This window comes from Alloprevotella sp. oral taxon 473 str. F0040, from assembly GCF_000318095.2.
Taxonomy (GTDB): Bacteria; Bacteroidota; Bacteroidia; order Bacteroidales; family Bacteroidaceae; genus Alloprevotella.
Genome location: NZ_KB290710.1, coordinates 70,349 through 86,028 on the forward strand (window position 1 = coordinate 70,349; position 15,680 = coordinate 86,028).

A 15,680-nucleotide genomic window follows, 5' to 3' on the forward strand; every position below is an offset into this window, starting at 1 on the left:
ACACGAATTTCACGTGCGCTGGCACTTCGGGAGGGGTTGCGTTGAGACGAAATACGATGGCAGGGGGAGCCATTGGTTTGAGAGCTAGCCATTTCGCAATGGTTTCTACTTTCTTCTTTGAGCGATAGCCCCATACCAAGGACTGAGTGCGATAGGAAATAATCTGTTTCGGTAAAAATTCAGAAATGATGAAATGACGATTCAGAGACGTTCCTGCAGCTTGTCCGAAGAGCGGAGTCGTGGCCACGATGTTGAAATCCTTGACTCCCGTCACACGATATTCCCAAGACAGAGGGTAGGATGATACCATCATGTCACTGGCTCTTGTGTGCTGTTGGCTTCTGGTAGAGTAGCTGGTTTCCGTGCGATAGTCATAATCAAGTTGTTGCTCAAGTTTTCGATTCCTCTCTGCAAGTGGGTAGGAGTCTGTTTGCATGATATCTAAGTAATAAGCTGGACTATAGCTCATCTTGATTAAGGGTATTCGTGCTAGGGAGTCCGTACCGGTAACCACCCAAAGGTCTGCATCTTGTGCCTGAAGCTCCTGTTGTGGATGATAGATATACCAGTTCTGTGGTCTTTCTTTGTGAGAAAGAATTTTTGTGGTGATGCACTCACAATGCCTAGGGTAAAAGACCAAGAAGTAATCTTCTTTAATCTCGGACAAATCCTTCTTGCAAGAGGAGAGGGTGGAAAGAGTGCAAAGAAGTAGAAGGAAAATGTTAGATTTCATGATGGGTATTTAAGGAAGTTTGTGGAGTAGGGGTAGTATGAGTGCAAATTTGAGGATTTGTTTTGAAATAAACAAGGTTAAGATGTTTTTTTTAAACGAGTGGGTGTGGGGGATATGAGCATACGTTCTATGATGGTTCAAGAAGAAGATGTTTTCGGAATAGAATAGATGTCTATTTATTAGTGGGTTGAAATGGGAGGAAAGAGTGAAAAATCGCACTAAAAAATGTTGCCGATAAGAAGATTTAAGTTTTACGTGGTAGAGGAGGGGGCGAAAAGACCCCTCTCGCGCGTGACGCGCGCGCCTGCCCTGGGAATTTTGATTTTTTGCTTTCACAACCTTCACAAAAAGGGAGAAAAAGGATGGAAAAAGAGAGAGAAAAGAGGGTACGCCCACGGTGGCGATAGTGGATAAAAATGGGGTGAAAATCCTTGATGATGGCGTGATTGTTAAATTTTGTCCGAAAATCTTGTGCTAATTGCTGATTTATAGTAGGTTATAAGGGAGGTCTGTGAAGGTTGTGAAAGAGAAAATGATGAAATCGCTGTGATGCGCGCGTACGCGCGAGAGAAATCCTTGATAAAACGGGTGAATATGTATTTTCGTTAAATAACGATTGGAGTAAACATCGATGAAGACTTTTGGGGGAGAGTCCTGATTGTAAATTTCAAGAGAAAGAGGCGGGTGAGAGTATAGAAAGCTAGGAGAGTTACCACTAATAAGTCGGAGATTTTCTTAAAAAGCTAGGAGATAATTGGAGAAATCTCAGATAGTTTTTGTAGTTCTTTGGAGCGTTGGGATGAGCGGCTCCGAGGAAACCAGTGAATGATGCGATAGGGCAATGATACATTATAGTGCAAAAGGGAGATTGCATCATCGAGAAGAATAGTAATGATTGTGGGAATGCAGTTTTTTCTCCTTGAAATAGCGCATCATTGGCATTAGTAACTTTATTTTGAAAGATTCATGTAGCAAAAATACGTATAAAAAGTTGGTGAACTAAATGGAAATGCCTATTTTTGCGGGGAAAATATAATTCATTTAAAACCCCATGAGACTACTACATCACTTAGCTGCTGCTTGCGTCTTAGCTTTCCCCACTACAGTGCTGGGACAGAACACGTTTAAGCTCGTGCAGCAGACACTGGACAATCCTAATAATGAGCCAGTGCCTGTGCATCCAGTGCCTCACCCACGTCAGGTGGCTTGGCAAGAAACTGAATTTTATGCCTTCTTCCACTATGGCATGAATACCTACACCGACAAGGAGTGGGGTAATGGTGACGAAGATGTGAAACTTTTTAGACCAACTGCGAAGCCCAATCCTCGTCAGTGGCTCGAAGCTGTGAAGAAGGCAGGCATGAAAGGGGGTATCGCGGTGGTGAAACACCACGATGGTTTCTGCTTGTGGCCTACCACTACTACAGAGCATAATGCCACGAAAGCAGGAAATCCTTATACTGCTGACATGAATATTCCTAAAGACTTTGCAGAAGCAGCAAAAGAATTAGGATTGAAATATGGCTTCTATATCTCTCCATGGGACAGAAACTCTGTGCACTACGGTACAGATCGTTATGTGCCTGAGGTGTTCTTGCGCCAATGTGCTGAGTTGGCACAATATGGTAACGACCAGTTTGAAATGTGGTTTGACGGTGCCAATGGCGGTGATGGTTATTATGGCGGTCGTCGTGGCACAGTGAACGTGGGCGATGCTAGCATCTACTACGATGTGCCCAACCTTCGCGACACCGTGCACAAGGTACAGCCTAACTGTGTGCTTTGGGGTGTAGGTGGTGAAGCTCGCTGGATCGGTAACGAAGCAGGATGGGCTGGAGAAACCAACTGGTGCATGGGACATGGCACAGATGGTGACATCAACGGTTGGTATTGGCATCCAGGTGAAAGTGATGCGAAGGCCACCAACAAGGGTTGGTTCTATCACGACTATGAGTCTCCTCATTCTGCAGAACGCTTGTTCCAAATGTATCTCGAAACTGTGGGTCGCAATGCTACTTTGATTCTCAACTGGCCTCCCAACAAGGCGGGTGTGCTCCCTGCTTCCGATGTGAAAGTGCTCGAAGAATTGGGTCAGATGATAGAAAAACGTCTAGGCAACGACCTTGCAAAGAATGCTAAAATTGAGGCTAGTGAAACTCGTGCAGCTGGCTTAAATCGTACTTATGGGGTGAAGAACCTCGTGGATGGCAATACCACTACCTATTGGGCTACCAATGATGGCACAAAGCAAGCTACCCTCACTTTCACTTGGGACACTCCTCAAGCTTTGCGATATGTGTCGCTCATGGAATTGGTGGCAAAGGGGCAGCGTGTGAAGAAGTTTAAGGTGGAAATCTCACAAGATGGCACCAACTTTAAGCCTGTTGCTCAAAATGTGGCACAAACCACTATTGGATATAAGCGCATCATTCCGTTGAATGGTTCGACTGTTAATAGTTATTCTGCACAAGGCATGCAGGCAAAAGCTCTCCGCATCACTATCGAAGATGCTAAGGCTTGCCCATTGCTTAAGAGTGTAGCCATTTACTAATCTGCAAAGCCCAACACCATGACATTGAAATCTATTCTTCCCTTGGCTGCTTTGGCTTTGCCTTTGGCAGTCCCTGCTCAAAATAATCCAAAAGTAGAAGAGGCTCCTGTAAATGTGAGCTTCGACTTTGAACCTAATCCTGCTAATCCCTGGAGAGAACTCGGTGTGTTTGACACGTGGGAGGAATCTCCTTTCCGTACGGGTAAGTTGAAAGGCAACGTAGCTGTGGTAGATAACCCCACGCTCGATGAACTAAACCCTCTCACAGGACTTCCTGTGAATCCTTCAAAGGCAGTGCTTGCTCTCCAACGTTCTCGTTTTGGATCAAACACCTTTGGTGCGCGTATTGTGTTGCAACAACCAGTAGCGTTGACTCCCAAACCACTCTATATTCATGCTTGGGTGCGCAGTCCAAAGGCTGGACGTGTGCTCATCGCTGGATTGGGTAAGCGTAAAGAACGCACCAAGCAAGTGGACGATGTGGTGCAAGTGGCAGAAATCACTACTTCTCCCCTCGAAGTGAATCAGTGGAGAGAAATTGTGGTGCCAGCAGCAGCCAATAAGGGCGTGGAACTCTATAGCCTCGTTATTGTGCCTGACTGTGAAAGTCCTCACGATTTGAAGGAAGACTTTGTGGCATATATCGACAATGTTTCTATCAATACGGTTTCTGCTCCTACCCTCATCAGAGGTTACTATCCTATCAATTTTGATAAGGCACAGCCACATGCTCGTAAGGATCGTTACATTGAAGCGGTACAATTCACCATAGATAAACAGAAGTTTAACTACGTCTTGCCCCAACCACGTATGCTCTATAATGAAGCTGGCGTGAGTCATCGCATTTTTGCCAAGGCTGGTGATGTGGTTACTCCTAAGGTGCAGTATAAGGGCTCCTGGATGCACACGTTCTTCTACGTGGATCTTGACCAAGATGGCCAATTTAAGCCTGAAGAGGTGGTGAGCTACTCCTACAAAGATGGCAAGAACAGTGCAGGAAAGACCTTTGCTAATGGTGGCATGTCATTCCAATCGCCTGAGTTTACCCTTCCTCAGAATATGAAGCCTGGTGTGTATCGCATGCGCCTCAAGGTGGACTACGATGATTTAGACCCCATGGGTCATAAGACGCTTCCAGAGAATGGTGGTGGTTTTGTAGACTTCCTCCTCAATATCCACGATGGTGCAGCGATTGTCAATGACCACAACCTCAATGGTGCGGTGAAGACTCTCGATGGTAAGGAACTGACAAGTTTGCAAGTGCCCTATGGACAAGACTTCACAATCAAGATGCATCCTGCCGATGGCTTTGAACACAATGGTTTTGTGCTGAAGCATGGTGTGAATCTCAATGGTGAAGCTACCGTTAAGGATAACGTGCAGTGGGAAACCATCACGATACCTCGTTCTATCTTCAATGCTGATGGCACCTACACCATCCCTGGTAAGTGGATGGATGGCAATGTGCTCATCGAAGGTCGCTTCGTACAAGAAGGTCGTTACAAGCCCGAGCCTGTGCCTGCATGGTTTTCGCGCTTCAATGTGACGAGCATTGATGGCAAGTATTTTGCTCCCAATACGCAGTGGTACTCTCTCCAACTGGGTGAGCAGGGATATGTGATTTATGGTACTTCAGAATCACACATTGCACTCGAGGCTACTGCTGTTGATGCAAAGAACCAACAACACTTGTGGTGCTTTGTGGGGAACAACGAAGCGGGTTTTAAACTCTACAATCGTTATTTCGGCACTGGCTATGTGTTGGCTGCCCCCACAACGATGAGTGGTGTGACTGGAGGTTCATCCTTCGTACGTCTAGTTCCCGCAAATCAGGTGCCTAGGGGCTACACTGCCGTTTGGCGCTTCATGGATTCTAAAGACCTGAAGGCAGAAGGTGCTGATGTGGTCTATATGTATGAAGATAAGTTCCCTGCCAACAGAGCAAACAACCGTGACAATAGACTGGCTTTCTGGACGGGCGGTGCCGATAAGGGATCTACCTTTGTCATTCGTCCTGTAGAGATGACTGAGCCAGCTGTCACCTCCATTGTTCTCCCTAATTCTGCGACTTCTTCCAATGAGGTGTTTGATCTTTCTGGTCGTCGCGCAGAGTCTACCTCTCAAGGTGTTCTCGTGATGAATGGGAAAAAGGTGGTGAAATAAGATTTATCTTAGATAACCTAGTATTTTAATAAGGCATAAGCCGTGTCAGAACTGTTTCAGGGTGATACGTCTTGTGCCTTGTTAGTTTGTTTGACTGTGATCTTACGTGATAACAAAATAGCACATATTGATATATGAAAACTCTTAACAGATTATTGGGCTGTTGCTTGTTAGGCTGTGCGATGTTTTTCGCGCCTAGTCAGCTTTGGGCAAAAGTCTATGACATCTATCCCCAACCGCAGCAAGAGCAAAGCGGACAGGGGGTGGTTAGTTTCACCTCATCGGTGACGGTGGTGTGCGATGCCGCTGTAGATGCTGCTACGCGTGAGCGTGCCAAACAGGTGCTTCAAGAGGCGAAGTTGGAAGCGGTGTTGGCAGAAGCTCCTCGTCAAGGACATTCCACTCTCTATTTGGGCGTGGCTGGAAGCGACGGCGTGGTAGACCGCTATGCACAACAATTGCAACTGAAGCGCGATGTGCTGAAGCGCACTGGCAAATATGATCGCCACATCGTGCACCTCCATGCTCAAGAGGGTAAGGCGGAAGTGGTGATTCTGGGTGAGCACTCCGATGCTACGTTCTATGGACTGGCTTCGTTGGAACAAATCCTCGAACGCGGCACACAACAACTGCCTGCGGTGACTCTCTTTGACTATGCCGACCAGCAAAGTCGCGGACTTGTGGAAGGCTACTACGGCTATCCTTATAGTTTGGCGGTGAAGAAGTCGCTGATGCGCTTTATGATGCGCTTGAAGATGAACACCTATATGTATGGTGCAAAGTCGGATATGTATCACTCTGCGAAGTGGGAATCGCCTTATCCCAAGAGTTTGACAAAGACGGACATCGAATATGGCAGAATGTCGCAAGACATGGTGAAGGATTTGGCGAAGAGTTCGCAAGCCACCAAGGTGAATTTCATCTGGGCTATTCACCCTGGTAATGATTTTGTGAGTCAACCGAGTGTGGTGACACGTATCATGAAGAAGTTTGCTAGCATGTACGACTTGGGCGTGCGCCAGTTTGCTATCTTTGTGGACGACGTGGGTGTGCCGAAGTCGGATGCAGACTGCAAAACGAATGCAGATCATCTGACGGCTGTGCAGAAAGCGATTGATGAGAAGTGGAACAAGCCAGGTAGTGCCCCCGAAGCTCGTGTGCGTCCGCTGCATTTCGTGCCACAAGTCTACACCTTGAGTTGGGTGGGACAAGCCGATCGCAAGCGTTTCTTCAAAGCCTTGTCGGCTGTGCCTTCCGACATCACCATCTACACCACGGGATGGGGCGTGTGGACGGTGCCAAACAGTAATGATTTGGCAACGATGAACACCGAACTCGGTCGCCCCGTGGCGTGGTGGTGGAACTATCCCTGCAACGACAACGCTGATGAGCAGATCTACACCTCCGACATGTACACCAACTTCATGGAAATGCGTGCGGTGGATAATAATGCTCGTTTGCCAAAGGCTTTGCAAAATGGCCTCGGTGTGGTGTCTAATCCCATGCAACAAGGCATGGTGTCTCGCATCGCACTCTTCTCTGTGGCGGACTATGCGTGGAACAATGCGGCTTTCAATAACATGACCTCTTGGAAGAAGGCGTTTAAGTATGCTTTCCCCGAAAATACTGCGTTGCGCGAGGCTTACCAAGCCCTTGCTCCTTATCTCCGCTGGAACGATCACGAGGATATGGCGAAGGCGGTGCAGCAATATAAGAACGGCAATCGCGCAGCCTTCGAGAAGTTGCTCACCCATTTGCAACAAAATATTGAGGTGGTGGCGCAGTGCAAGACTTCTGTCAATGAAGAGGAGCAATTGCTCTACGCAGAGATTGCTCCCTGGTTGCTCAAATTGCAAACGATGGTGGAGGCTGCACAGCAGTTTGTGCACACTCAAAAGCAATCCTCGGTGAATGATGGCTGGGAATCCTTTGTGCAAGCGACAAAAGCTTATGCTTCATTGGAAACAGACAAGCGTTTTGATGCCGCTGCTTTGGAAGGTTTGGGAAATGGTGTGAGTGTGTCGCACCGACAAGCCAACTGTTCGCACAAGGTGTTCTTCCCCTTCTTGGGAGTATTGCAGAATACAGCTTTGGGTGCGCAACCTTTCGGAGATAAGTCGCCTTTTGTGGTGCAAACTAGCTCTTCTAATGTGACAGCAAAGGGACATCTTGATGCGCAGCGTGCTTATCTCGTGGTGAATCATCAAGAACTCCAACCCAAAGGCTACATAGCGATGAGCTTTGCCACGGCTTTTCGTCCTTCTGCCTTGCAAGTGGATGAGGCTCTGCTCAAGCAGTGGAGCGTGCAGGTGAGCGAAGATGGTGTGAATTGGACACGTTTGCAATCGGCAATTCTCCCCAAAGAAATGTTTGTGAAGCACGTAGCTTTCTACAACACGTCTGACTCTCCTCAAGCACTGCAATTAGGAGAACAGAATTTCTCGCTGAAGTTGCCACAACCCACCACTCTTAAAGAGGTTTCTGTGCCTACGGAGGTGTTGGGGGATGGTAGTAACAAGGGCAAAGCTGCGATTATAGATGGCGACATTCATACGTTCTTTGCTGGCAGACAGAACCAAGCCTATGGCGACACTTACATGGTCACTCTTACCAAGGCTGAGGAGGTGCAAGATGTGCGCGTTTGCTTCAAAGCCACCAATGGAGATGAACTCAAAGGCGGTAAAGTCGAAGTGAGTGCCGATGGCAAGAAATGGCAATCCTTGGTGGTGAAAGGTACTTCTAGCATACAGAGCAACGTCTCGCACCGACAGAAGTTGGATGAGGATCTCTTTGCAGTGGATTTTGTAACCAAAACTCCCATCACCGCAAAGTATGTTCGCCTGGTGGTGACACAACCTCTGACGAATAAATGGCTGCGCCTCTCTGAGATTTTGGTAAATACCCAGCATTATGCCCAACAATTTGCACCTACTGTAGTGGACAATCAGCAGAATGGTCAGCCACAATTGGTAGATGGTCAGGGGCGCACTCCTTTGAAAAATGTGAGTGGTAAGCAGGTGAGTTACAAGATTGACAACTTCTTCCGTCCTAAATCCCTCTCAATCTATTGGGATGCTGCAAGTTGGGAAGGTGCTACTCCACAACTTTCTATTGTGGAAAATGGCAACACCATCGCGTTGGCTCCCCTCAGCGGCAGTGTGACACAAGTAGATTTGGCGAATCATCCCAAGGCTACGCAGTTAGTCGTGCAGTGGGAAGGTAAGAACGTTCCACAAATCTACCAAATCCAAGCCGTTGTCGATGACCATGCGATTACAACACTCACCTCCCTCCGTAAGTTGGTGCAGCAATCTCAGATGCGACAAGGCAAGGTCTACGATTTGCAAGGACGTGTGCGCCGCACCGATGGCAGCACACTCGGACTTCCTGCGGGCATCTACATTGTCAATGGACAGCGCATTCAAGTGTTAGAGCAAAACTAAGGAGTCTACGGACTATGTGTAGTGCTCCCTTCGCATCACTGAATGATGCTCGTGAGGTTTAATATAGGACACCTCACTAAGATTTATACATAATGAAAGCTCGTGTCAATCCCTAAAGATTGACACGAGCTTCTTTTGTAGCAATACTCAGTTCGAGAGTTTGTGGAAATATCCAATTTAAGAGTTTGTGGAATAGTCAGATGAGATGCGCGGAGCACTTAGCTCAATAGCGTAGTGACCTCAATTTGTGCAGAACACCTGGTTGAAGAGTAACTTTTAGTTTCAGTGATAAGAGAGAATTACACCCCTCCCACAGCACGCCACACAGCGGCTACAAGAACAGTTACCAAAACACCGAGCGCAATGGGGAGTACCACAGAGAGCGTTGTCCAGCGCACGCTGCGGGTCTCCTTGTAGATGGTGTAGATCGTCGTACTGCAAGGATGGTGCAACAGACAGAAGAGCATGAGGTTTACGGCAGTGAGGAGTGTCCATCCGCCAGACATCAAGATACGATACGTTTCAGCATCACCGCCTTCCATCAATACCCCCGCATTCGCTCCGTCTTGTCCGAGCACTAGCACAGTGAGCATGAGAATCGTGGGCATCACAATTTCATTAGCCGGAATGGCTAGGATGTAAGCGAGGAGAATGATGCCATTGAGTCCCATCAACCAACCTGGAACTTCGAGGAAGGTGATGAGGTATTGCGCAATGCTTTCGCCTCCAATCGTGACGTTGCAGCACAACCAGATGAGACCGCCAGCAGGAGCAGCAAATACCACCGCGCGCCACAGCACAATGAGGGTGCGATCGATGAGCGAAGTGTAGAGCGTTTGCCAAAATTGTGGCGGACGATAAGGCGGAAGTTCGAGGTGGAAGGTCGAAACCTCACCACGCAGCACTGTGCGAGAGAGGAGCCACGAACTGCCAAACATGAAGGCTACTCCCAGTAATACCACAAACATCACGGCTGCAATCGCCATAACGCTGCTATACTCTGGAGGCACCGCAGCCCCGACAAACAAGGTGGCTAGGAGTATCTGAGTCGGCCAGCGTCCGTTGCAAAGGGAGAAGTTGTTGGTGATAATAGCGATGAGGCGTTCGCGGTTACTATCGATGATGCGTGTAGACACCACTCCCGCAGCGTTGCAACCGAAACCCATGCTCATCGTCAGTGCCTGTTTGCCGTGTGCACCAGAGCGACGGAAAAGTTCGTCGAGATTGAAAGCCACACGGGGCAGATAGCCGAAATCTTCCAGAAGGGTGAAGAGCGGGAAGAAGATCGCCATTGGCGGCAGCATCACCGACACCACCCAAGCCATGGAAAGGTAGACACCATCCACCACAAAACCTGTGAGCCATTCTGGAGAACCAGCCATTTCAAACAGATGTCGCAAGAAGGGATGCCCCCAGCCCACAAGAAGCGAATCGAGCCATGAAGAAGGGTAGTTTGCCCCCACAATAGTGAGCCAAAATACACCACTCAGCAAAGCTATCATAATGGGGAATCCCCAAAAGCGGTGGGTGAGGATGCGATCTAACTTCACGTCAAGGGGCAACTGTCCGCCTTCTCCAGGTTGAGTCACCACCTCCGAGCAGATGTGTTCTGCCTGAATGTAGATGTCTTCCATCCATTGGTCGTGGAAGTTATGCCCAATTTGCAGGTGAATTTCTTCGGCAAGTGCAGAGAGTTCAGGGGTGGCGAACTGCTCTTGTACACTGGGGTCGCGCTCAATCAGACGAAACGCAATCCACTCCGCATTGTGCAGGTGCGGATGTTCCGCTTCGATGGCAGTGGTGAGGCGTGCCACCTTCTCTCTCGTGTCTTTGGGAAGCGAGAAATTACGATAAGGTTGGCAGACAAACTTGCCGTCCACCACTTCTTTGATAGCGAGGAGCAATTCTGCCAACCCTTGTCCAGAGCGTGCGGAAGCTCCCACTACGGGAATACCCAATCTGCGAGAAAGTGCTTTGAGATTCAGCTCAATTTTATTGCGTTTCGCTTCGTCAATCAAGTTCACGCAGAGCACAGCACGGTCAGTGATTTGAAGCACTTGGAGAATCATATTCATGTTGCGCTCCAATCGTGTGGCATCTGCCACCATCACCGTGACATCAGGTTGCCCGAAGAGGATGAAATCGCGCGCTATCTCCTCATCCTCCGAAGTAGAGGAGAGAGAATACGTACCTGGCAAGTCGACAATGCGATAGGTTTCTCCTTCATATTCAAAGAAACCTTCCGCCTTACCCACTGTTTTTCCAGGCCAGTTGCCAGTATGTTGCTTCAATCCTGTGAGTGCATTGAAGACCGTGCTCTTGCCAGTATTAGGATTTCCAGCAAGAGCTATGACATGTTGTGCTTCGCCATGTTCCGTTTCGCCTTTTCGCACCAAGGTGTGGAGCGTGGCTTGCGGACAGACAGCACAATGAGGAGGGAGAGATTTATTAGACATTAGAGGCTAGACATTAGACGTTAGAGGGTAGACGTTAGACATTAGAGCTTAGACGTTAGAGCTTTGTTCATTCTATTGTGCTTAGAATCATCCCTTTTTGCTCTACACTTAGAGGTGAATCGAGCTATTTAGACGTTAGAGTCTAGATTTTAGACTTTAGATTTAGAGCTTTGCTCATCCTTTTGTGTCCCCTCGCTAGAGGCAGGCACCGCAAGAATGTAGCGCGCTTGGTCTTGGCGCAGGGCAATTGTCGTGCCGCGCACCACGTAGGCCGTGGGGTTACCCATCGGACTGTGCATCGCCACCGACACCCGACTGCCGCGCACAAAACCTAAGTCTAAGAGGCGGCGGCGCAGAGCCCCACGACAAGCAGGAGAGAGTCCGACGATACGGGCTTTCTCGTGGGAGCCAAGGTGGTGTAGACGAAAGGTTTCCACTGGCCATTCGGCATGCGCTTCATCGGCTGTGAGGGGAATCAAGTCGAGAGCTCCCAGAGTCTTGGTGGGTAGCTGGAAAGTTTCGCCTTCATAGCGGAACGAGAAACGTTTCCCATTGATTGAGAGCACATGAATCACCGCATCTTTCGCTAATCCCGTCTGTAGAATGCGTTGGAAGATGTCTGCATCATCATCTTCCACGTGGGCAATGCGCCAATAGGTATTGGAGAGGGGCGATTGCGCCGTGTGGCGTGCAGGTGCCATAGCCAATGAGTCCGTGGGGATGGGGTCACCATGGGGGTCATAGAGTGGGTTGCCCAAGAGCGAAACATAGCGTTCTTGTTCATCCTTACTGATGTGGTGCTCCATGCGGTGCGCACGTTGGTGCCACTCTGTCGGGGCATATCCAGAGTGTTCCGCAAGATATTGTTCGTAGATGCGGTGAGCGCGAATCAACTTCAGAGCCGCTTCCCGACCTTTTGCGGTGAGGGTAAACTGTTCACCCACGGTGAGCATACCGTCTAGGGCCAATCGGCCTATAGCAGCAGCCAGTGTTGCTTCGTCGAGGTTGAGGCGGCGCATCACCTTGGTCATCTTACCGCGGGGAAGGCTTCCTCCTGCATCGCAGACATATTTCAAGAAGTCTTCTCCTGCTTCGGTGCGGCGTTCTTCTCGCATCTTGGGAGAAGGACGCCCCAGACTGGCGCGCAATGATTGCCAAGCGTGATAGCAGCGTGCCCAAAATTTATGTAGTAGTTTAGCCATAAATATCGAGAACATAATTCATTAACAAGCAAAGATACGATAAAATCTGTAGGTCTATCCATTATTTCTGATAAAAGTTATCTATATCTCGATAGATAATTCTTTGTTTTTACAGCCTTCTCTGCCGAGGTGTTATTTTCTCCTCTCATTTTAGTACTTGGGGTGGTTTTCTCCTTTTGACAGAAACGACGTTTTTGTGTTCAAAATCTTTGGTGGCTTATGGAAAATAGCGTAACTTTACCTCGAATAATCATGGATGGAGAGGTAGCCAAAGTGGTAGCGCATACAGACTATGGTGCGCCGACACTAAAGAAAAGCTCAATAGACTTCATCTTATACATCCACTTACCATCAAAACCCACAGAAGTATGGCACTCGAAAAGACATTAGTTCTCCTCAAGCCCTGCACCGTACAGCGTGCACTCATGGGCGAAATCCTCTCTCGTTTTGAGAAAAAAGGTTTGCGTGTATGCGGTCTCAAGATGATGCAACTCACCGATGAGGTGCTTTCCGAACATTATGCTCATCTAGCAGGCAAAGAGTTTTTCCAACGTGTCAAGGACAGCATGATGGTCACTCCCGTTGTTGCCATTGCCCTAGAAGGCGTTGGCGCAGTGGAAGCTGTCCGCACCATCACGGGCCCCACCACAGGGCGCAAAGCTCCTGCAGGCACCATCCGTGGTGATTACAGCATGTCGTTCCAAGAAAACATCGTGCATGCGAGCGACAGTCTCGAGACGGCAGCCGTGGAACTCAAGCGTTTCTTCCGTGACGAAGAAATTTTTGAGTATCGTCCTGCCACTTTCGACTTCCTCTATGCCAATGATGAATTCTAATACCGACCTTTTCCTGGGGTAGCGCACCAAAGTTGGGCCTGTTTCTTTACGTTTTATGCAGAGCATTCTCTTGCTTTTCATCTCGTCGTTGCGCCCCTTCCATGCTCCTCACTTTAAGGATTCATAAACAATCGTCCGCATCAGAATGAACACTCTGATGCGGACGATTGTTTGTTGGAGAAAGTAGCTTCACTCTAGTGAGTGCACGCTGTTTAATTCAAATCTTCGGGCATAGGATAGCCAGCCAAGCGAGCGATGGTCTTAGGAATTTCCGTGTTGTCGATGCGACCATGGAAAGCCTCTGCACCAGCACCAATGGCGAAGACCGGCACATAGCCATCGGTGTGGCCTAGAGTCGTCCAACCGACGCGCGCATACTTGCTCACCAACTTCTTCGCAGCAGAAGACAAACCGCTCTCAGAGGCATACAAGCTCTGGAAACCCTTGTCCTTACCCGCTAGCAAGTTCTCAAAAGCCTGACGTAGGGTCTCTTCCTCTTCGGCAGTGATCTTGATGCTCTTGCCAAATCCGAAGTAGTCTTGGAGGTCACGGCGCACAAAGTCCCAAGTAAACTTCTTACCCATGCGCTTGTGTAGCTCCTTCAAGCGAGTGGTGTAGAGGTAGCTGCTCTTCTTCTGATTCGCCAAAGCTGCAAGATCCAGGTTGTAGCCACCATTGCCCAAGGTGATACCGCCAGTTTCGTGGTCAGCAGTGATGAGGATGAGCGTTTCATCAGGATGTTGTTGATAAAACTCGTAAGCCACGCGGATAGCTTCGTCTGCATCAATCACTTCGCGCACCATGGGCGCAGCATCGTTGTTGTGGCAAGCCCAGTCGATCTTACCAGCTTCAATCATGCAGAAGAACTTTTCAGGATTCTTCTTTTGCAAGAAAGCTATGGTGGCGCGGGTAATGTCTGCCAAGGTTAAATCGCCTTTTTTGCGATCGAGCGCGTAGGGAATAGAAGCATTGTCGCGAGCATTGTTTTCCTTATTTTGGAAGAGAATCATGCGATCCGCCTTGCGATATTGTTTGGTAAATTCCTTGTAACCGTTGGCAATGGTGAAGCCCTTAGCGCGCGCTTGGTCGTAGAGGTCAGCTTCGCCTTCGTGAAGGGGAGCAGGTTTCAAGAAGTCACTCCCTGCAAAGAAGTCAAAGTTGGATGCCACAAGGTCACGGCCAATCTCTGCATACATCTTGCGGTGCTTTTGGTGGGCATAGAAACACGCAGGAGTAGCGTGGTCCACGCTCACACTGGTAGCGATGCCCACGGCTGCACCAGCTTCTTTTGCCCACACTGCAATCGAGGTGACGGGGGTAATGCTATCGGTGAGCACACCCACGGCGTTGTTGTAGGTCTTACGTCCTGTGGCGAGTGCCGTGCCTCCAGCTGCCGAGTCGGTGATGCCGTGGCTAGCACTCTGTGTGTTCACCAGAGCCACGTGAGGGAAAGAAGGGAAAATCAGCGGTTTGATGCCTATCGAACCTTCGATAGCTGCACCAAAGGTTTCGGCGGCATTCACTTGGTTCACACCCATACCATCGCCGATGAAGTAGAACACATATTTCGGTGCATTTTGGGCCCATGCGCTGGCGCAAAGCACCAAACCGAGGGCAAGGGAAAGAAGAGTTCGTTTCATGTGAAATCTATGTTAGATGAAGTCTGTAAGGGCAAAGTTACCATTTTTTGCCAAATCAAAGAAGCAAATACATCACTTTGTGTCTTCTTAATTTATGTATAATCCCTTCCTTCTCCCTCGCGTACGCGCGCGCACTACAGGAGTTTTGCACTTTTTGCTTTCACAACCTTCACTGAATTCGAGATAAACGTTTGTAATCTAGTGGTTTAAGCGTGCTTTTTAGCAGACGTTAAGGGAATGCTGGTGGAAAAGGGGAAATCGAGGACTGAAATCAGGTAATTTGGGGGCAGAATGACTGACGGTTTTTCTCTGCTTGAGATGAAAAAAGTAGATGGAAGGATGGAAGTTTTAGAGGGAAGGGATTCTTCCTTTCGATTTTTGGGGCTGAGTGGAAGAAGTGTCCTGGTTGAGTTTGGAGGATTTCCGAGTGTTTCAAGAAAAGCTCCGACATTTTCGAGAACTTCTCCCATGTTTTTTCAAAAAACTCTGATGTTTTTGTGAGAATCTCCCACGTTTTTGTGGAAATGTGGGACATTTTTGGTGCTGTTCCTAGAAAGGGGGAGAAGCGAAAGGAAAGCGCGTTTTTTGTCTTCGGTTTTGGGCGAAAATAGTCTTGATTTTTCGTTTGTCTGTGAAGGTTGTGAAAGCAAAAAGTG

The 15,680-nt window shown here is 48.5% G+C and carries 8 protein-coding genes; 4 read left to right on the forward strand and 4 right to left on the reverse strand.

Features of this window, described 5'->3' with window-relative positions; genetic code table 11:
• On the reverse strand, positions 1-733 hold a 733-nt coding region (locus tag HMPREF9999_RS01930), incomplete at its 3' end, for a hypothetical protein (RefSeq protein WP_009436588.1).
• Between the two features lie 1,051 nt (positions 734-1,784).
• On the opposite strand from HMPREF9999_RS01930, the gene HMPREF9999_RS01940 reads away from it, so the two are divergent.
• From HMPREF9999_RS01940 to HMPREF9999_RS09840, 3 genes are all read left to right on the forward strand, one after another.
• Complete coding sequence (locus HMPREF9999_RS01940) at positions 1,785-3,284, forward strand: alpha-L-fucosidase (RefSeq protein ID WP_009436591.1); 1,500 nt, start codon at positions 1,785-1,787, stop codon at positions 3,282-3,284.
• An 18-nt stretch (positions 3,285-3,302) separates the two neighbouring features.
• Positions 3,303-5,447 carry a GEVED domain-containing protein gene (locus HMPREF9999_RS09835; protein ID WP_009436592.1) on the forward strand — a complete coding sequence of 715 codons (2,145 nt, stop codon included), beginning with the start codon at positions 3,303-3,305 and terminating at the stop codon, positions 5,445-5,447.
• A gap of 134 nt (positions 5,448-5,581) precedes the next feature.
• Complete coding sequence (locus tag HMPREF9999_RS09840; RefSeq protein ID WP_083475802.1) at positions 5,582-8,890, forward strand: beta-N-acetylglucosaminidase domain-containing protein; 3,309 nt, start codon at positions 5,582-5,584, stop codon at positions 8,888-8,890.
• A gap of 299 nt (positions 8,891-9,189) precedes the next feature.
• On the opposite strand, the gene feoB is transcribed toward HMPREF9999_RS09840, so the two are convergent.
• Complete coding sequence (gene feoB, locus HMPREF9999_RS01955; protein ID WP_044062930.1) at positions 9,190-11,346, reverse strand: ferrous iron transport protein B; 2,157 nt, start codon at positions 11,344-11,346, stop codon at positions 9,190-9,192.
• Positions 11,347-11,495: 149 nt separating this feature from the next.
• Positions 11,496-12,548, reverse strand: coding sequence for a DtxR family transcriptional regulator (locus HMPREF9999_RS01960; RefSeq protein ID WP_232301270.1), 1,053 nt, complete (start codon positions 12,546-12,548; stop codon positions 11,496-11,498).
• A gap of 368 nt (positions 12,549-12,916) precedes the next feature.
• Here HMPREF9999_RS01960 and ndk point away from each other — a divergent pair, with 368 nt between their 5' ends.
• Positions 12,917-13,384: a nucleoside-diphosphate kinase gene (ndk, locus tag HMPREF9999_RS01965; protein ID WP_009436597.1), complete on the forward strand. Its 468-nt coding sequence runs from the start codon at positions 12,917-12,919 to the stop codon at positions 13,382-13,384.
• Between the two features lie 212 nt (positions 13,385-13,596).
• Here ndk and HMPREF9999_RS01970 read toward each other — a convergent pair whose 3' ends face one another.
• Positions 13,597-15,024, reverse strand: coding sequence for an alkaline phosphatase (locus HMPREF9999_RS01970; protein ID WP_009436598.1), 1,428 nt, complete (start codon positions 15,022-15,024; stop codon positions 13,597-13,599).
• Positions 15,025-15,680 lie beyond the last annotated feature (656 nt).